This is a genomic window from Peribacillus deserti, assembly GCF_002863585.1.
GTDB lineage: Bacteria > Bacillota > Bacilli > Bacillales > DSM-1321 > Paraperibacillus > Paraperibacillus deserti_A.
In genome coordinates this window covers 182,817-201,248 of the sequence record NZ_PGUY01000002.1, presented here as the reverse complement: position 1 = coordinate 201,248, position 18,432 = coordinate 182,817, and the positions used below count along the sequence as shown (strand labels likewise).

The 18,432-nt window shown below is 35.9% G+C and carries 19 protein-coding genes, 3 pseudogenes and 1 riboswitch; of the genes and pseudogenes, 8 read left to right on the top strand and 14 right to left on the bottom strand.

The annotated features are described in order from the left end of the window. Positions 1 to 29: 29 nt before the first annotated feature. A complete protein-coding gene (locus CUU66_RS01210; RefSeq protein WP_101639854.1) occupies positions 30 to 275 on the bottom strand; it encodes a hypothetical protein in 246 nt (81 codons plus the stop codon). Positions 276 to 1,098: 823 nt separating this feature from the next. Between CUU66_RS01210 and CUU66_RS01205 the strand changes: the two genes are divergently transcribed. After that, on the top strand, positions 1,099 to 1,392 hold the full coding sequence (locus tag CUU66_RS01205; RefSeq protein ID WP_101639853.1) for a DUF5658 family protein: 294 nt from the start codon (positions 1,099 to 1,101) through the stop codon (positions 1,390 to 1,392). Between the two features lie 149 nt (positions 1,393 to 1,541). Beyond that, positions 1,542 to 1,673, top strand: coding sequence for a hypothetical protein (locus tag CUU66_RS24660; RefSeq protein WP_257967864.1), 132 nt, complete (start codon positions 1,542 to 1,544; stop codon positions 1,671 to 1,673). Positions 1,674 to 1,750: 77 nt separating this feature from the next. Here CUU66_RS24660 and CUU66_RS01200 read toward each other — a convergent pair whose 3' ends face one another. Beyond that, on the bottom strand, positions 1,751 to 2,209 hold the full coding sequence (locus tag CUU66_RS01200; RefSeq protein WP_101639852.1) for a hypothetical protein: 459 nt from the start codon (positions 2,207 to 2,209) through the stop codon (positions 1,751 to 1,753). Positions 2,210 to 2,352: 143 nt separating this feature from the next. On the opposite strand from CUU66_RS01200, the gene CUU66_RS23890 reads away from it, so the two are divergent. From CUU66_RS23890 to CUU66_RS23885, 3 genes are all read left to right on the top strand, one after another. Then, the gene (locus CUU66_RS23890) at positions 2,353 to 2,514 is read left to right on the top strand and encodes a hypothetical protein (protein WP_180955111.1); all 162 of its coding nucleotides are present in this window, start codon (positions 2,353 to 2,355) and stop codon (positions 2,512 to 2,514) included. A gap of 102 nt (positions 2,515 to 2,616) precedes the next feature. Continuing rightward, complete coding sequence (locus CUU66_RS01195; RefSeq protein WP_101639851.1) at positions 2,617 to 3,018, top strand: VanZ family protein; 402 nt, start codon at positions 2,617 to 2,619, stop codon at positions 3,016 to 3,018. A 286-nt stretch (positions 3,019 to 3,304) separates the two neighbouring features. Continuing rightward, positions 3,305 to 3,387, top strand: a riboswitch (cyclic di-GMP riboswitch). Positions 3,388 to 3,430: 43 nt separating this feature from the next. Then, positions 3,431 to 3,595 carry a hypothetical protein gene (locus CUU66_RS23885; protein ID WP_180955110.1) on the top strand — a complete coding sequence of 55 codons (165 nt, stop codon included), beginning with the start codon at positions 3,431 to 3,433 and terminating at the stop codon, positions 3,593 to 3,595. A 605-nt stretch (positions 3,596 to 4,200) separates the two neighbouring features. Here CUU66_RS23885 and CUU66_RS01190 read toward each other — a convergent pair. Continuing rightward, a pseudogene (locus CUU66_RS01190) lies at positions 4,201 to 4,488 on the bottom strand (DnaB-like helicase C-terminal domain-containing protein); the annotation flags it as partial. A 215-nt stretch (positions 4,489 to 4,703) separates the two neighbouring features. Here CUU66_RS01190 and CUU66_RS24655 point away from each other — a divergent pair. From CUU66_RS24655 to CUU66_RS01170, 3 genes are all read left to right on the top strand, one after another. After that, a complete protein-coding gene (locus CUU66_RS24655) occupies positions 4,704 to 4,832 on the top strand; it encodes a hypothetical protein (protein ID WP_257967863.1) in 129 nt (42 codons plus the stop codon). Further along, entirely contained in the window at positions 4,832 to 5,359 is a 528-nt protein-coding gene (locus CUU66_RS01185; protein WP_101639849.1) for a hypothetical protein, read from the top strand. The genes CUU66_RS24655 and CUU66_RS01185 overlap by 1 nt, the downstream gene beginning before the upstream one ends. Before the next feature lie 510 nt (positions 5,360 to 5,869). Beyond that, entirely contained in the window at positions 5,870 to 6,991 is a 1,122-nt protein-coding gene (locus CUU66_RS01170) for an acyltransferase family protein (RefSeq protein ID WP_180955109.1), read from the top strand. Positions 6,992 to 7,496: 505 nt separating this feature from the next. Here the strand turns inward: CUU66_RS01170 and CUU66_RS25265 are convergent. The 11 genes and pseudogenes from CUU66_RS25265 to CUU66_RS01110 all read right to left on the bottom strand — a co-directional run bounded on the left by CUU66_RS25265 (position 7,497) and on the right by CUU66_RS01110 (position 18,355). Next, positions 7,497 to 7,889, bottom strand: a complete 393-nt coding sequence (locus CUU66_RS25265; RefSeq protein ID WP_142383685.1) for a DnaB-like helicase C-terminal domain-containing protein — start codon at positions 7,887 to 7,889, stop codon at positions 7,497 to 7,499. Between the two features lie 251 nt (positions 7,890 to 8,140). Next, positions 8,141 to 8,245 carry a DnaB-like helicase C-terminal domain-containing protein gene (locus CUU66_RS25260; protein ID WP_441339240.1) on the bottom strand — a complete coding sequence of 35 codons (105 nt, stop codon included), beginning with the start codon at positions 8,243 to 8,245 and terminating at the stop codon, positions 8,141 to 8,143. A gap of 273 nt (positions 8,246 to 8,518) precedes the next feature. Then, positions 8,519 to 8,746 (bottom strand): DnaB-like helicase N-terminal domain-containing protein, encoded by a 228-nt coding sequence (locus CUU66_RS01155; protein WP_101639845.1) that lies wholly within the window; start codon positions 8,744 to 8,746, stop codon positions 8,519 to 8,521. Positions 8,747 to 9,037: 291 nt separating this feature from the next. Beyond that, positions 9,038 to 9,583, bottom strand: a pseudogene (locus CUU66_RS01145) (ATP-binding protein); the annotation flags it as partial. Continuing rightward, positions 9,583 to 11,127 (bottom strand): annotated as a pseudogene (gene istA / locus CUU66_RS01140) (IS21 family transposase). The pseudogenes istA and CUU66_RS01145, both read right to left, overlap by 1 nt. Beyond that, positions 11,025 to 11,633 carry a transposase gene (locus CUU66_RS01135; RefSeq protein ID WP_257967862.1) on the bottom strand — a complete coding sequence of 203 codons (609 nt, stop codon included), beginning with the start codon at positions 11,631 to 11,633 and terminating at the stop codon, positions 11,025 to 11,027. The pseudogene istA and the gene CUU66_RS01135 overlap by 103 nt, the downstream one beginning before the upstream one ends. Before the next feature lie 184 nt (positions 11,634 to 11,817). Beyond that, complete coding sequence (locus CUU66_RS01130) at positions 11,818 to 12,846, bottom strand: GDP-mannose 4,6-dehydratase (protein WP_101639844.1); 1,029 nt, start codon at positions 12,844 to 12,846, stop codon at positions 11,818 to 11,820. Further along, on the bottom strand, positions 12,827 to 14,197 hold the full coding sequence (locus tag CUU66_RS01125; RefSeq protein WP_101639843.1) for a UDP-glucose dehydrogenase family protein: 1,371 nt from the start codon (positions 14,195 to 14,197) through the stop codon (positions 12,827 to 12,829). The genes CUU66_RS01130 and CUU66_RS01125 overlap by 20 nt, the downstream gene beginning before the upstream one ends. A 501-nt stretch (positions 14,198 to 14,698) precedes the next feature. Further along, positions 14,699 to 15,610 carry an ATP-grasp fold amidoligase family protein gene (locus CUU66_RS01120; protein ID WP_101639842.1) on the bottom strand — a complete coding sequence of 304 codons (912 nt, stop codon included), beginning with the start codon at positions 15,608 to 15,610 and terminating at the stop codon, positions 14,699 to 14,701. Between the two features lie 344 nt (positions 15,611 to 15,954). Continuing rightward, positions 15,955 to 16,770 (bottom strand): glycosyltransferase, encoded by an 816-nt coding sequence (locus CUU66_RS01115; RefSeq protein WP_101639841.1) that lies wholly within the window; start codon positions 16,768 to 16,770, stop codon positions 15,955 to 15,957. A 67-nt stretch (positions 16,771 to 16,837) separates the two neighbouring features. Beyond that, the gene (locus CUU66_RS01110) at positions 16,838 to 18,355 is read right to left on the bottom strand and encodes a lipopolysaccharide biosynthesis protein (RefSeq protein WP_101639840.1); all 1,518 of its coding nucleotides are present in this window, start codon (positions 18,353 to 18,355) and stop codon (positions 16,838 to 16,840) included. Between the last annotated feature and the right edge of the window lie 77 nt (positions 18,356 to 18,432).

The window sequence follows — 18,432 nt, the reverse complement described above, 5'->3', positions numbered from 1 at the left end:
AACGCCCGCTGATCAGCAGGCGGTAACTATCAATTTTTAGGAATTTGCGTCCAAGGGATAAACTCAAATTTACGGATAATCACTTCAACTGATCTTTTGGAAGCCGGTGCCTTCCCCATTAAACAGCCACAGATTGATATCAACTCTTTCGTTTTGGCTGTAAGGGATATCGTCTCCCCTGTAACGTCATTCTTGTATGGTCTTCTCTTCTGAGGGACAAGGACGGTAATGGAATTAAAAGTGATTTCATCCGGCTTCCATGTAACACGATGCATCGACTGCGTAACAGCCGGTGAATGGAAGGAATGGAGGTTTCCTTTTATTATAAGGCTGTACAGTAATCGGCATTATTTTTACTTCTAGCAGTTCCCCATTTGGAATATCCACTATTAATTTCCCGAAAATCTAGCCGCATCTTCTGATTTACTATCATACGTAAATATCCCCCAGGGCCAACGTTTTGGTCCAGATTATCGGTTCTTCCATCTATAGAATCCGTACCCAAGTGTTACAATACTGTATATTTCAGGGCGAGTCCAGAGACGATTCCTCTTAGTGATTCTTCAGTGTTAATCGTCCCTGCTGGTCAATCCAGCCATCCTCCTCATTCCAAACATTCGGACCTGGTCCCCATTTCGTATTACCGCTGTCCTCCACCTACCAATCATAACCGCTGAATTTCTGCCTAATCTTCAGGAGTCATTTGCTCAAATCCAGTGCTGGTTGATTGAACTCATCATTCGACACTATTCGAATAAAACCTATAAATATCAATACTGCGATTCATTTAGTTAGACTGTATATGCTTCCTTACCCTCCCCTAGGTTAATGTTGTTCTTTATTAAGAAACCTTCGTTTATATATAACCTGTCAGGAATTTTATCCTCTATAAAAACAATCCTTCTATTTAACGAACTAATTCTCTTTTCACCCTGTAAAAAAAGGATATAATAACGAACAATAATCAGTACATTTTGTTCGTTTTTAAAGTTACATATTATTCTCGTTTAAATCGTACGTAAAGTGAATAGAATTAGAACACGCCTTATGACTAGGCTTTTTACTGAAAATATGTATGTAAGGTAAGGAGGTTCATTCTTGCTGTTACTTTTAGCTTTCTTGAATGCCCTTGACGGACTGTGTACGTTTTATGGATTGTCAGTAAATCAAATACAAGAGAGCAACCCTTTAATGGATGCCCTCTGGAATCAACACCCTTTCCTCTTTTTAATCATAAAACTGATATTATCGATCCTGCTTCTCTACTTGTATCTTCAGAGAACCCACATCCCAATACTTTCTCGTTACCCGATTCGTTTTCTTACATACGGTACGCTCCTTCTCTACTTATCCATTCTGTTCATGCACAGTTTATGGATTTTCTCAGCTTAAAACACAGTTCCAACACTTTAAGCCTCTGCCCTGGCTCAGAGGCTTTTTAGTCCAAAAGAATTATTTTTTCAGAAATGTTGAAAATTGTCGAGTACCTTCCGATAGTATGACTATAGATATAGAAAAGTCGAGGAATTGGAGGAACAAAGATGACAAGATTCTTAACGCCTGAAGAAATGTATAAACGAAAGGTAAGGAAACAGCGGCTTACGTATGTATGTATAGTCCTGTCTGTCCTGGTATTCATTGCACTCTTACCTATTTTGCTTTATCAGATGTGAATTAAACTAATATTTCAAAAACAATATTTAGAATAGCACCTTTGTTTCTACTTGCGAGATACAATTTATTCCGCGAGCTACTGATTATAGTCCCAGAGAATTTCCCATTTTCCTTTATTCTTAACAGCATATACATCCTGAATAAATTTGAATGACCCGTACTTCCCGTGATATTGCTGGGTAACCTGAAACTGATACACGACTTTAATAGGCGGTACACCTTTGGCCATTATCCATTTCTTGATCTTGTCGCCGCCATCAATATCATATGTAAACGTTTCAGCTCCAAAATGGCCGATAAAGACATGGACTCTGTCCTGCATATAAGCCCCCTTTGGCCATTTTGCTTTCATTAACGGGTGGAGCAATGACCAAGATTTGGAGTAATCACCCTGGGCTTCATACTCATAAAAATCATGAACTGCCGATTTCGCACTATGAGCCGGCGAAAAAAATATACGTACAACTAAAATAAGAAACAATACAGCTAAAGCAAAAACAAAGAATAGAATGGCTGGTTTCCTTTTTCTATACATAAATCTCTCCTTAAGCAAGGTCTTGATTAAAGATATGTAAATCCTGGGAAGTTTATTAATCGTCCTTCCGGGTACCTAATTTATAAAGAGTCGAGTCCAGCCAGACAACTTCCTGTGTGTTAGGAAAGTAAGGAGGAACAACGATGAAAAAATTGATCAATCGAGTTAAATATGCCTGGCACCAATTCCAATCCCTTCATATCGAAATGATCATTAAGGATTGTATTGACCGTGATCTCCGGAGCAGACTGCAGCAGAAGCTGCAAAATCATAAAGATAAAGCTTTACTATATAAAGCAGTATAAAATCACCTTTCCGAGGGTGATTTTTTAATTCTCCAGATTCATATGGTTTGCCACTTGATAATATGAAATAATATAAATACTATTTTGATGTGGTGATGGAAATTGAAAGGTAAGCTGCTGCTTGTTATTATATGGGGATTATTCCTGGGTCTGCATACGTGGACAGATAATCTGGACGCTTTATTATCAAACCAATCGGTCAGCTTCACATGGGTTCCTAAACCTCACTTTATTGAATTTTTTTACCTGACTGATATAGCGCTGATTCATCAATATTTCATTATGGTAAAGCTTGGACATTTCCTTGGGTTTGCAATCATGGACTTACTAGTCTATAACTTGACTCGAAGCCACCGAAATGCGGTGGCTGTTTCGGTGGCCCTTGCCTTTTTCACTGAAATTCTGCAGCTCTTTTTTGGCCGGGATGGCCGCCTTTATGATGTGATTATCGATTGTTTAGGGGTTTGGATGGTATATGCCTTATTAACAAAATGGAAACGATGAACTACAGAACTGTAATCCTTCTCCTGCCGAGAAGGATTACAGTTTACTTGGGGTCTTTCAGCTTCACACATGAACCAGTTTCAAGAAAATTTTCCCTACTTTTTATACATATAGAAGGCACCATACTATTATCCTTCCTTAATACTTCCTACAAAATCCTGCTTTTTCTCCTATTATTCGGGACTTTTCTCCTGAGTTTCGGTTATTTTTTTCCCAACACCTAAATAACCCTAGGAGTATTGTATTACTTCGGGTGAATTGTTAAGATAAAATCAAGAAACAAATCGTACGATAAGAGCAAACCTGCCTGAAAAGCTGGGACGCAAAACTATAGGGGCTAAAGTACATCTAAGCCAGCCAGTTGCCGAATACGGACCTCCGTCCGATTTGTATGTCAAGGAGGAAAATTTGTATGAAAAAGCTATTAAACCGCAGCCGTTATGCCTGGCATCGATTTCACTCTTTGAAAATCGAAATGATTATTAAGGATTGTATTGACCGTGAACTGCGAATCAAACTCTACAAGAAGCTAGAAAATCATAAAAACAAAGCGCTATTATATAAAGCAATTGGATAAAAGCACCTTACAAGGTGTTTTTTTCTTTTTGTAAATTAAGTGAACAGGCTCTAACATAGGAGATATGAGGCAGGAGGTATAAAAATATTAATGACAATAACGCTTATCTGTTTTCTGACTCTATGATTTCTTTTAGTTTTAGTGATATTTCTTTGGTTAATTCACGTACAGTTACGTTATTATTCATCTTGTCTTTTTCTATATATTCCATCAGCAATAAAGTGAATTTGTCGTTCAATATATTCATTACATTACCTTCAATCTTACTAATATATGTTTTAAGATTTACTTCACTAAGAGGAGTTTAAAACAGGTTATTTCCCAGTATTAAGTTAGTATACGTTAAACCCAATAGCTAATCAATAAATATTTCCAATAAATTGACATTCTTAGACACTTTATTCAATGGCTGCATGATTTTAAGAAAACTCTGCTAACATTTGTTATCTTGATAGCAGCACTCTTTAGCTTAAATTAATACAAAAAAGCTGTCGATAAACCTTTACTATGAAACCGATACTTTTGTCGTCATCTAAGAATCATAATTTTAACTACTAAGGAAGGGCAGAAAAAAACCAACAAAAAGGGGACTGCCGCCAGCCCCCTCAACCAACCAACCTCCCAATCTCCTTCTCAAACTCAAGCTTCACAGTCCCCACCGGCCCATTCCGCTGCTTCGCAATGATAACCTCCATTTTATTGTCTTTCTCTTTATCGTTATGGTAGTAATCCTCCCTGTACAAGAGTGCGATCAAGTCTGCATCCTGCTCGATTTGACCGCTTTCTCTCAAGTCAGAAAGCATCGGCCGCTTGTCCTGCCTGCTTTCAACGGCCCGGCTCAGCTGGGAAAGAGCAATTACCACTACATTCAACACCTTCGCCAAATGCTTAAGGCTCTATTTTTAAACAAATTTTAGGCTAACGGGGAGTAATGTTCAAGATGTTACCCTGCAGGATGCAGCAACTGCTACTGGAAATGGGACGGTTTTTAATGTCGGTTCGGCTAAAACTTTAACAATTGAGATTACAGGTACTAGCACAAGTCGACCCAGCTATTGTTAGTGGCACATATTACCCAATTCAGGGAGTTAAACTTGCGGATTTCTCAATGGATACACAAACTACAGGAACTGGAGAATTGTGGTCTTTTGAAATCACAGGTCTTGCATCTGTAAGGGCTAGAGTTTCTGCAGTAGCTGGTGGAAATGTAACCGTCAAAGGTAAGGGGGTGGCGTAATGGCTGATTTAATTGCAAAGGGATTAGCGAATAAAGTTAATTCACAGTTGGCCAAAATTACGCCACAAGTAGAAATGCTTGGTAGGGGTAGGAGAGCTGGTGAAGAAGAATTAAATGCTCAATCATATACGCGACACTCCCCTGTTTTACTTGATATAAAAACTTCTGACGGTACAGGTCAAGCCACTCACCCTGATGTCATCTTTATTGAAAGTGGATTCGGTAGTGCAAAGTGGAGATACTGGATGGTTATGTCCCCGTATAAGGATAATAATAACCAACTAGGAAACCCGGAAGTCTTAGCAAGTCATGATGGACTGATTTGGGAAGTTCCTAGCGGATTAACTAATCCGATAACCCCAGCCGTAGGATCGCCTAGTTATTATTCAGATGCAGTTCTAGTCCATTACAACAATCAACTATATTTGTTCTACAGATTATCAGATTTAAAATCAACGCCAAATCATGACGAGATACACCTTAAAACATCATTAGACGGTGTAACATGGACAAAGCCTCAATTGTGATTACAAGCTCTAACACACCGATTATGATGTCGCCGACAGTAGTTCATGACGGAACACAATTTATCATGTGGTATAACTCCGGAGGAAACATATATAAGCGTACTTCAATAGACTGCTACACATGGAGTGACGAGGTAAAGACCACAGTAACAGGGCTTACAAGTGGTAAATACGTATTTCACCTTGATGTATATTTGAGTGGTGACGGGCGATTGGAAATGTTAGCTGCCTTAAACACAAATCGCCTGGCATATGGGCTTAGCTTAGACGGTGGAGATAGTTGGGTGTTAGAGTAGCTAGTTTAGGAATCCGGAATTCCTCCGCTGGAAACACATTAGGAGCAGTTGTTAAAAAGATGCAAGTGTTTGATGGATCAGGCAATTCTCTGGGATTTGTTCCAATTTATGACTCAATAACCCGTGAAATTCCATTTTCTATTCAAACGTCGAAAATAATTCAGAAAATGATGATATAATTAAGCGTCAAAAAGAAGCGAAAGGATGAATAATGTTGTCTGTAATATCATCGGTTCAAAATGAAAGTAAAGCATCGGTTATTTTAGACTATTTGAGATTTTTTTCGGCGTTGGTAGTTTTTTGGTATCACTTTGGTATTCAGTTACCGGGATACCAAGCAGTTATGATATTCTTTGTTTTAAGTGGTTATTTTATTTCATCAACAGTACTGAAATCTATATCTCGCAATAAATGGTCTTGGGGACAATATCTTTTAAAGAGATTAACAAGATTGTGGGTAGTATTAATTCCGTGCTTGGTATTAACATTTTTTTGGGCAAAGATTCAATTAGGTGCTTTTGGTGAATCTAGTCTTATTTTTGTAAACAGAAATATAAATGATTTTTTAGATTTTAAAACATTCTTGGGTAACGTATTTTTTTTGCAAGGGATTGAGTTTGAAACTTATGGTTTAAACGGGCCGTTGTGGAGCCTGAATTATGAATTTTGGTATTACGTGTTATTTCCTTGTTTATTGTTAATGATTTATTCAAACAGAACTATCACTAAAATTATTTACTTTATGATTTTCTTAGCTATTTCTTTTTTCATTGGACAGCGTATAATGCTTTATTTCTTGATTTGGTTACTTGGGGCAGTTATTCCACTTATAAAACCTCTTGCAATTGAATCAAAAAAGAGTAAAATTTTAATTTTCTCTTTTACAATTATATTGGCTTTCACTTCCTTATATTTAGTTTACTATTTATTAGGAATAAACAACCCTACTTTTCAAGGGACAGGAAAACAATTTGTAGCTGATTTAAGTGTTGGCGCATCATTTGCATTACTCTTATTTGTGGTTGTTTCTTTTTTTAATAACAATGATGGCAGTAAAAATAAGATTTCTTCACTTGGAAAAGAATTAGCCGGATTTTCCTACACATTGTATTTAACGCATTATCCGTTGGTCTATTTTTATTCTGCATGGAGAACGTCAATTTGGAGTTTTGAAGGAATAGCGTTAACTCTTATCAAACCATTAATAGTTATTGCAATTCTTTTGTATGCGTGGTTAATTGGCTCGCTTACGGAAAAGCATACAGAAAAAATTAGGCATAACATTTTTGTTTTGTTAAAGAAAAGAATGCCTAAAAATATAAAAATTTCGAACTAGCAATAATTCGCAATCGGAGAAAATTGTGCATAATCAATCTCCTCATAATAGCGGAAATTATTCTAACTTATCGGAAGTCTTATGCTTAACAGTGCTTTTAAAAAGTTTTTACAATATTTATACCCTGTAAATAACAAAGGCATCGATATGTACGCTCCGATGCCCTATCTTTATATTCCATAATCCGCTTATATGGTAAAGCCATTTGAATTTTAACCTGCCAACTCCACAAATTACACACATTTCTTTTTGTTGCATTCCATTCAAGCTCTTTCTATCTTTTTCCGATTTAATTTTCTGTTAAATGAGGTATAAAATTTCTGGAATAGAACATTTTTTATTACTATATTAAAATCTGTTTAATAGGTTAAGTGTTTAAGGTATTTTAGACCCTATAAACGTACTTTGCAATAGGTGCTAACATAAGGATAGGTCAAGAAATACTCAACACATCGTGAATTAACTATTTTTAACACGACATAAAAAAGCCCAAATAAGATTGCCATCAACAAACAAACCTCCCAATCTCCTTCTCAAACTCAAGCTTCACTGTCCCCACCGGCCCGTTCCGCTGCTTCGCAATGATAACCTCCATTTTATTATCTTCTTCCACCTCGCTATGGTAGTAATCCTCTCTATACAATAGTGCAATCAAGTCTGCATCCTGCTCGATCTGCCCGCTTTTTCTCAAGTCAGAAAGCATGGGCCGCTTGTCCTGTCTGCTTTCAACGGCCCGGCTCAGCTGGGACAGAGCAATCACCACTACATTCATTTCCCTTACCATATGCTTCAGGCTTCGGCTGCTCGCTGATTTCTGCCTGCCGGTTCTGCCCTCGGTACTTTTGCTCTCCCGATATGAGCTGCAGGTAGTCGACGACCACCAGAATTCTCTTTTCATCGCCACTTTCTCTTCTTACACTTCTTACCTGTGAACGAATATAGGCATGTCCATTCCAGCCTCATCGAATATGTGCATGTTTGTCTGGGATAGCTTCCCCATTGCCCGAGAAAGCTTCCCCCAGTGGTTCATTATCGAAAAAGCGCCTTGGGTTTCTCATTTATCTCGAATTGTTTCCCGCAATCATGCCGGCTGTACGGATTAATAACTGCTTCTTTGACATCTCTAGAGAAAATATCAGACTAACATCTTTAACAGACAGCCTGGTAAGCAAGATTCAGAGCGAACGCCGTTTTACCGACACTCGGCCGTGCACCAATAATGATTAAATCAGACTCCTGAAAGCCGCCTGTCAGGGCGTCCAGCTTTCCATAACCAGAAGGGATGCCGATTCCCCATGGTCTTTTTCGAATTCATGATACAGGCTGACAAGATCCTGCTGGATGACTCCTGCCTTGTCTTTTATCTGTTGCCCTTCCAGCTGTAACCGCTAAAATAAAGTGAACAGTTTTTGCTCACTTCCAATGAACACTTTTCGCCAATAAATTCATTCCTGTAAACTGAGTTTATCAGTTTGTAGGAGGAGCATAATGAAGGAAAAGTTAATGATATATTTAGAGATTCACCAATTAACTTACCACTTCCTGATAAAAGGACAAGCTCTCAGCAGACGGAACGCTGCCTGCTAAATCAGTCAGGTACCCAATCCCGCCGATGCTTTCAAGGGTTTGTACACCCAGTTGTTCCATGACCGAAATAATATCGATCGGTTTTCCCTGTTTGTGAGCACTTTGTATGGCAGAAAGGATCTGCTGCAGTTTAGAGGAGTACAGCTGCTCCGGCCGAATGATGAACACTGCGGCTTTTTTCCTGTGCCATGGAGGATAGAATCGTTAGGAAAAGCTCTGACTTCGAATCTAACGTGTAAATATTTTCCTTTTTAATGAAAACCCCATGATTCGATAAAGATAAAAAACTATAGATAGAATTAATCCAAAACACAAAACACTATATATTGTATATAACCCCTATTTTTTATCTTTATATAATGATGTTTATGCAAAAATAGATACTATGCGTAATAGATTTATTTATAGATGAAGGCAAACAAAAAAGCCCACCACCTATTAAGTGATGAGCTATTTGCTCAAATGAAAGAAAAGGTTCGCATCTCTCTGACCCATCGCCATAAACATTAAGTCATCGATAATGACTAAGTCAGCACTTCTAAGCCGTTTGAGTTGTACCTTTGATTTGTTCAGATACTCGTTGTACAAGCTCGCCCATTGTGACGAAATAGACATGGAATCCTCTGTGAACAGCTTCCATCCCTAGCCCAATTGCTATATACGTTTTTCCAATGCCGGGTGGACCCAATAGAATTAGGTTGTACTGTTGCTCCAGCCAGCTTATTTCTCTGAGTTGTGTTAGCTGACGGGCAGTTAGAACGTTTTGACCTTTCAGTTCAAACTCATCTAATGACTTCTCGAAAGGGAAGAGTGCCCATTTCATTCTTTTTTCAAGGCTTTTTGCTTCACGCTTTGCTAGTCCATATCCCGTAATGCACTCTAAAAATTCTAAGTAGGTCCATAAAGCTTTCTAGCCTCACGAAGAAGCTGAGGTAGCTTCTCCGCGGTTTCTGATAAGCGTAACTGACGAAAATGATTTTGCAATTCATTTACAGTTTTGTTCATCATGCACGGCCTCCTAGTATGCTAGTATACGTATTTAATGATCGAGTAGAGGCCTTAATGGTAGAATGTTTTGCTGATTTGGAGTGAAAGGATTCTATCTCCTGAATAGGCTGGTGGTTCGATGTATATAGATGATATACAATATCCCGAAAATCGTTGGCGCTATAAAGCTTTTCTGTCGTGCACTTGGTCATCGCCATATCAATTAACGCTGGATACTTTTTAATCACTTGATGTATAACAGTGAATTGATCACGCCGATACCTTGGGTATCTTTGACTGATCTCATCAAAATAAATAGCTGCATGTTTTTGATTCTCAAAAAAGGAAATCAGTCGTTGTTTAAATTCTTCAATCCCTTTTGAGCGATTTCGAGTGTGACTACGATTTTGAATTAGCTTTCCTTTTTCTAAGCTGATGCTATGCTCGGCAATAATTTAACCTTCTGATTGCTTTCGAACTACGAGTGTTGGTTGTTCTACATCTTTGACTTCAATCAAAACAAGATTCTCAGAATTTGTTTGATAAGTCCCAAGTGGAACGGAATAGCGATTTGACTTGTAACGGATCGTATTGTCCTTACTTACGCTTCTTGTTATAATTGATTTATTGGTACTTTCATAAGAAAGTAACGAAGAGACTGGCTGTAAGTGTTGCTTTTCGAGGAGAAACACTTCTGCTGGTCTTTTTTTCGTTGTTTGATGGACCTGATGGTTCCCGGTACGCTGAAGCCATTGTAATGCCCGGTGGTTCCAATCCTCTAAGTCGCTGAAAACTCGACTGTCTGCGAAATTCCCTTTTATGTATTTCACCACATTTTCAATCATACCCTTAGATTCCGGATCCGCTCTTCTGCATAAGTGAACTTTATACTTACGTTCATTCACATAACTTTGAAACTCAGTTGTTAAAAGCAGCTGCCCAGCATTCTCGCTGACTGTGATTAAATGATCCTGATCATATACGATTTCTTCTGTGCGACCTCCGTAGAATTGAAATGCATTTTCATGACACCGGATCGCATCTCTTTTGGTAAAAGGACGTGTCTGCCATTCCATATATTTATGCCAAAGGTGAGCGAGTACAAACGCTATAAAATAAAGTTTAATCTCTTTATTGTCAGTGGTCTTCTGCTTCGTTTCTCCCCACTCTACCTGAAGTTGTTTCCCCATTGGCTGTTCAGGTACTGCTTCGTATTGACGAAGAATCACTTTCTTCTCAATCTGGTAGATTTCTATGACTTCTTTTACATAAGACCTCACAGTACTCCCATCGAAGATTAGGTCGGGGTATCTCTCAAGAAGCCAATCATGAATTTGTGCCCCACTTAGGTGCGGGTACTCCTCTAACCACGCCAGTATCCAGTCTTTATAGCTGTCTAATTTCTTCTTCCTCCCATGAGGTTGGTCCGTGTATGATATTGCTTCCTCCAAAGTCATTTCTAAATATTTATAGACGGTTGGTCTCGAAATCTTAAGTTCCTTAGCGATTTGTAATGTGAATCCATTGATAAGCTTGCTTCCGCATATGAGAATTGGCTGCACGGCAGTGTTGCCACGAACACATAAGCCTTTACTTTCTCCCCAGTATCTCTATCGATGATGAAAGCTGTGGATCCGGCCCAATCGACTTCCATAATTTCGCCTGGTTTTCTGCGAATACGCAAAGTCGCTTTGTACTTATCTGCATAATTGCTGTAATGACGTAGAAAACTTCGATATGAGTAAGGAATCTTTTGATTCACTCTACACTCCGCTTCATATTCATGGTGGAGAAGTGAAAGCGTCACATTAGGCTTTGCCAGCTCTTCATGAATATAGTCAAAGTTCAATGGTTGTCGACCTGAAGCCTCCAAAGTCTTCTCTGGAAAGAGAAACTCCTCAATCCATTTATCCGTCATCTCTTCCTCTAACGGACAGACCAATCCCTTTTTTTCGGCAAGACCGAGGACTTCTGTTACTTTTTGACGAGAGTTACCAGTACTTGCGGCAATGCCTCTAAGACTGATCCCCTCATCGTGTAATTCCAATATCTTTCGATAATGAATCATACAAAAAATACCTCCTAAACAATAAATGGCACACCCGTAGGTGTGCTCACTAATTATACAGAAGGTAAAGTGGTAAACAGTCTGTCATTTGCTGGTACATTTCTTGTCATTAGGTGGTAAGAAAGATGTCACTTGTGGTACATTTCAGTGGCCGTAATCACTAAGGCCCAGCGGGTAATTGTTTTTAGTCCCTCAAATTATAATAATCTACATACCAATCGGCAAATTTTTGGAGTCCTTCTTCAATCGAAGTTTCCGGTTTAAAGCCCACAGCCTTCTGCAGTTGATCTATCGAAGCATAAGTAGCCGGTACGTCACCTGGCTTAATCGGTTCAAAAATCTTTTCAAATTGTACTTCTTTGCCAAGAGCCTTACTTAGTGCCTTTTCTAAAGTTTCAATAAACACCATCAGTTTCTCAGGGCTGTTATTTCCAATGTTAAACACTTTATGTTGAATTTCACCTTCAGGTGGATTACTTAATAGTCGCTCGATCCCCTCAACGATGTCATCAATAAAAGTAAAGTCACGGTAAAGGTCTTTTTCAAAATCACCATTATTAAATATCTTAATTGGCTCATCTGCAAAATACTTATCTGCGAATCCGAAATATGCCATGTCTGGTCTACCCATAGGGCCATAAACTGTGAAGAATCGAAGCCCCGTAGCTGGAATCTTATAAAGATGGCTATACGTATGTGCCATTAATTCATTTGATTTTTTAGTAGATGCATATAGTGAAACGGGATTATCAACAAAATCTGTTTCTTCAAACGGAACCTTTTTATTGGCACCATAAATTGAACTAGATGACGCATATACAAGATGATCCACTGGGTTATATCTGCAAGCTTCAAGGATATTATAAAAGCCAATGATATTACTTTGAATATAGACATCCGGGTTCTCTATTGAATACCTTACTCCTGCTTGAGCAGCTAGGTTTACTACAACATTCGGCTTGTACTCTTCAAATGTCTTTAATACCAAATCCTTGTCTGATATATCACCTTTGATAAAAGTAAACCTCTCATAAGGTTCCAATTTTCCTAACCGAGTATGTTTAAGGTTCACATCATAGTAGTCATTGACGTTATCAAAACCAATAACCTGGCAGCCCTGTTCGAGTAGTCCTTTAGATAAGTAGTATCCGATAAAACCAGCTGCTCCAGTGATTAGATATGTTTTATTAGGATCAAGAGTTTTGTAATTCAAGGTTTTTCGACTCCTTAATAACTTCTCTAACTGCGGATTTCCTTCCGATCGAGTGATACTCCACACCTGCTTCTTGCATCTCTTCTACACGATAAATATTTCTGCCGTCATATACTAGAGGAGTTCTCATTAACTTCTTATAAGTTTCAGGCGTCAATGCTTTTACTTCTCCCCATTCAGTAAAGATAAAGCAGACATTCGCACCCTCCAAAGCATGCTCGATATTGGAAACATAGGTAATGCTACCTTTGCCATTCTTACCTTCTGGGTGAACTTTAGCGAAATTCTCTGCTCCAACAGGATCAAATGCATATATATCTGCACCTTGTTGTAATAATAATGGTATATTTTCAAGAGATGCAGCTTCTCTCAAATCATCCGTTCCAGGCTTAAATGTCAGACCGAGTACAGCTACTTTAAGACCATTAAAGGTAATAAGCCTGTTACTAGCTTTCTTATACAACATTGTCTTTTGCTCTTTATTAACATCAATTGCAGCTTTTACTGTTTTAAGTTCATAACCGTTTTGTCTAGCAATATAATTCAGTGCTTTTGTATCTTTTGGGAAACATGATCCACCAAAGCCAATACCCGCATTTAAAAACTTGCTTCCAATACGTTCATCAAAACTCATACCTTTAGCAACATCTTGAATATCCGCTCCTACCAATTCACAAAGATTTGCAATATCATTCATATAAGAAATTTTTAAGGCAAGGAAGTCATTGGATGCATACTTGATCATTTCTGCTGATCTTCTATTTACTGAAACAATTGGTAAATCGAACGGTTCATAAATTTCCATCAACAATTTTTCTGCCCATGTACTTTCAGTCCCAATGATAATTCTCTCCGCATGTAGTGTATCATAAACTGCAGAACCCTGTGCCAAAAATTCCGGATTAGATGCTACTTCTACTTTTACATCATTAACTAGGAAGTCCTGTATAAACTGTTCTACTTTATCATTTGTCCCGACTGGAACAGTAGATTTTACAACTACTAGGCAATCCTTTTCTACCGACTCAGCAATCTGCCTAGCAACAGTCGCAATATATGAGAGATTAGCGGAACCATCAGGCTGTTCTGGTGTACCAACACCGATAAAGATAGCATCCGCATCTTTATAAGCTGATTTATAGTCCGTTGAATAATCAATTCTTCCTGCAGTAAAATTCTTTTGCATTAATCCTTCTAAACCTGTTTCATAAATTGGAGAAACTCCGGATTTCATTAATTCCACTTTTTTTTCATCTATATCTACACAAGTTACTTTATGGCCTACTTCAGCAAAACAGACGCCAGCAACTAAACCTACGTAACCTGTGCCTGCTACTGCAATTTTGTTCATACCCCTACCCCTCTTTCTATTAATTTCATTTATTGCTTACAATACATATATAACTCCTAGACTAGGGTACTTTCCTTTCTATTAATGCAATATTGAGATTAAGATAAGAACCTTTACCATCTGCTTTTATTCTACTAATTGCGGTCACTAGAACTTAAATACCCTTTGGACAACCTCGTATAGGTAATAAGTATTCCAGTAAACTTTACTTGCATCCCAAGTATTACCTAAGTTACCCATTTTCCAACTTATCCTTATCTGGACACTTTTTAGCTTCTTTACTGTCAACTTGTTACGTTAGGATTAGTAGATAAAAAGGTAATTATTCTTACCACGTTAGGTTTCGAAATAACTACCTATTAGGAATCTGCTGATTATTAAATAGAAACCTTTGTGTGTAAGGGAACCACCAATGTTTTTGAAAAGTTAGGTATTAAATAATTATTGAAGCGGGTATCTGGTCCCATGGGTCTCAATAAAACTAAAATATATATTTTACCTTTACTTTAATTTTATCAATTCTCCAAGGTTTATCTCATATTCTTCCGGAGTAATTTTTCCATATCCAGCTTCAGGAAAAAACGTAATCTCCCCAAAAATTATTTTTTGATTTACTTCAAAAAAATCTACCCTACAAAATATTATGTTCTCCGATAATTTTTCTGCACAACTAAGCATTTCTACTAAATTCTCTGGTTTTTCGATTACTTTATTAGAATTTTCATACACCATCTTAAATTCCATTAGATTCCAATTAATGTCATAAAAATTTCTTTTATGATTAGTAAATCTATCAATATCTACTTGAATATAGCTTGGCTTTCCATTAAAACAGAAGATTTTAAAGTCTAATAGGTCACCATATTTGTTATCTTCTAGTAATTCTTCACATATAACCTTTGGCTTTACATTCTTATAATGATATTCTCTTGATAAGAAGTAATAGTTTTGTTTAAGTCGCAATCTAAATTTTAATAGTTCTGTTGCCCAATTAACTTCATTCTTATTTTTACATACTATTATACCTCCAGAGTCATGTGTGGTTTTTAACACAAATTTTCCAGGAAGCTTATCAATAGAGATTTCATCTACATTATTAAAAACTCTATACAACTTATTTAAGTATTGCTCACCAATTTTATTTTTTACATAACTCCTGACTTCTAATTTATCTACCAAATTAGAGTAATCAGGATTTCTATCATTTAATTTTAGCCATTGAATTTTCTCGTTAAATGTTATTGGGTTCTTCAGGTCTAACTCTCGTCCCATCATTTTCCTATATTGGAATTTTACTGTTTTCTCATCTCTAACTATGAGGAATAGTATGTGACTTTTCACTAATTGATATACTGCAATTACATGTGTAGATATCCGGTATTTTCTAATTAAACTTTTCAGTTTATTATACATAATTAACTCCCCCCCTATAACTCTCTTTTTTTTGGGTTGGTGAAACTCTAAGAAACTCCAGACTTTATTAAGTCAACTTTTTTCCACCTATATCAACACAGGTTACTAGATGGCCTATTCAGCTAAACAATCGCCGGCAATAAAACCGACGTAAACTAGGTCCTGCTTCTGTTTTTTGTACATATTTTCTTCTCTGCCCAAAATTTAATCAGTATATATTTATTCATCCAAATAATGTAGATAGACTTAATTCGTAGTCGTTTATAACCCTATAAATTAGAATTATAGGTACGACTATATAAAGCATAATTTTCTAAATGCCTAATATTATGATTAGAAATATTTCAACTACTCTTTTCAATTCTTTCCTTTAAAATACTTTTAGAAATCCCTAACTTTTCACAAACTAGTTTCTCTATTTTCTTTAGCGTATAGTATGAACCTAGCATCTTGATAAGATTATGACCTACATAAACTTCTGTCACTTTTTGATGTGTTCTATATTGATTTAGTACTTTGTTTTCATTTATATTTTTGGGGGGCATTCTATATTTCAATAAAACAGAATTATCAAAGAAAATTTTATACTTTTTAGACATCCGTAACCATAATTCAAAGTCTTGTGCATATTTTATATTCTCATCGTATTTATGTTCTAGAAAAACCTTCCTTTTAGCCGCAATTAATGGATGAATAACACCATTGTCACATAAATAGTAAAGCATAAACCTTTTTATAATATTATAAAAAGGCAAGTTCTTAGTTTTTCCAATAATATTATCATTCTCATCAATTACTAAAGCTCTCCCGGTAACAATATCTTCACCTTTATTTAATATTTCCATTTGAGTTTCAAATCTAAATGGTAAGGCTATATCATCTGTATCCATTCTAAAAATGTAGTCACCTTTTGAATAGTTAATAGCTTTATTTAAACTTGCTGCCAATCCTAAATTTGTATTATTTGAAATAATATTGATTCTGTTATCTAGGTTCTTTAGATAATTTAAATATTTTTCGTTTTCTGCGTTTGTTACGTCATTCACTATAATTAATTCAAATTTTTGATATGATTGATTCAAAATACTATCAATACTCTTTTTAAGAATGTCTTTTTTTGTATTGTGCTCGGCCATAATTACTGAAATTAATTCCTTCATAAAATCACCTTATTTTCATTAAAATAAAAAGGCTATCCAACGGTTATAGAATATAGTCATTAGAGTACTATTTAAACTTAATCAAGTTCATCACAGTCTTAAATAATTCTAAAATTGCATTTCTCTCTTTTATATAATTCAACACAATAGTTGTTATTATTGAAATTATAGTTGCAATACTTGCTTGTATTATCCATTCTAGCCAATTGGTAACTTCCCAAATTACCAAGTACTTGAAAATAAATAAATTAATTATTATTAATAAAAAAACAAGTAGAACTCTCGAAAAGCTCTTATATTGTTTTTGTTTTATAATATATTTATTAGCATAAATTATCATATCTGTTGTTCTATAAAGAAACGCAGCAATGGTTCCTATTAAAATTCCATATATCCCTAAAAAATTAACTAAGATTAAAGAAACAGAAATATTTATTAACATCTCTATAATAGCTCTATTTTGAGTTTCTTTATAATGGCCAGCCGCATCAATTATAGTAAGTGCTGGAACTCTCAAACTATTAAAGAGACCAATTGTTATAAATAATAAACCCAATATTTTATCAACGTAATTTACCTCATTGACTCCTGATGTGTATAATGATACAAAAGGTAATATCATTACAGCAGACACCGAAAATAATATTGAAATAACCATAAAAAATATCAATTCAAATTGATTATATCTTTTTCGAATATTTTGATCACCTTTAGCTATTAAGTTCCCAAAGCTTGCTACACTGCTAGTTGAAAAAATAGTAAGGAGAAAACTATAGAGATAGCTAACTACCAATTGGTAAACAGAATATATACTAACAGTAATTTGATTGATGAAGATGGTTAAAATTATTACGTCTGTACTATTCAAAATTAGTCCTGAAATTTGATGTACAAATGCTGACCAACGTTTTGATAGAGCACTTCTATCTTGTTTAACCTTAGAATCTAGCATTGGGTAATTGTTTTTTATAAACCAATTCATAAAAATAAATCTAAACAATACTAAACTTGGTAGTACTACTTGGACAAAAATTATTGAAGCCTCATTGCTAATTAAAATTATTTGGATTATTCCTCGCATTAGAAACGCTAAAATATTAATACGATAAGTAATATACATTTTTTGATCAGCTTGTAATAAAGCTCTTGAACTACTAATTAGGAAACAATCTAATATTTGTTCCATTCCCATTATAATCATTAAGAAAAAAACAATAGATTTGTCTACTTCACTACCTATTATCATTGGTAAAATAAACGCGACAGCTAATACAGCTATAACAAAAGCAAGTCCTGTTTTAAAATAAAAATTCTTTATTGCATTGTAGACCTGATTAAGACTTTTTGTATTGTTTTCACTAATCGGCTTGTATAACGACTGTATTGCAGCAGTTGTTAAGCCTGCATTTAATAGCATTATATAATTCATAGTGTTTGCTATTGTAGAGGTTAGTCCATGTATAGACGGACCATATGTTTCTAAAAGCATTTTGGGTAACAGAAATCCAAAACTAATTGAGACAGCTTGGTATAACAAGGTTACGGACATATTTTTGACAATAGCCCTAGAATTACTTATCTTCATATAATGCTTCCTCTTATTAATTAAAATTAACATAAGTATTAAACAGGAATTAATTTATATATCCTAATAAATCAATT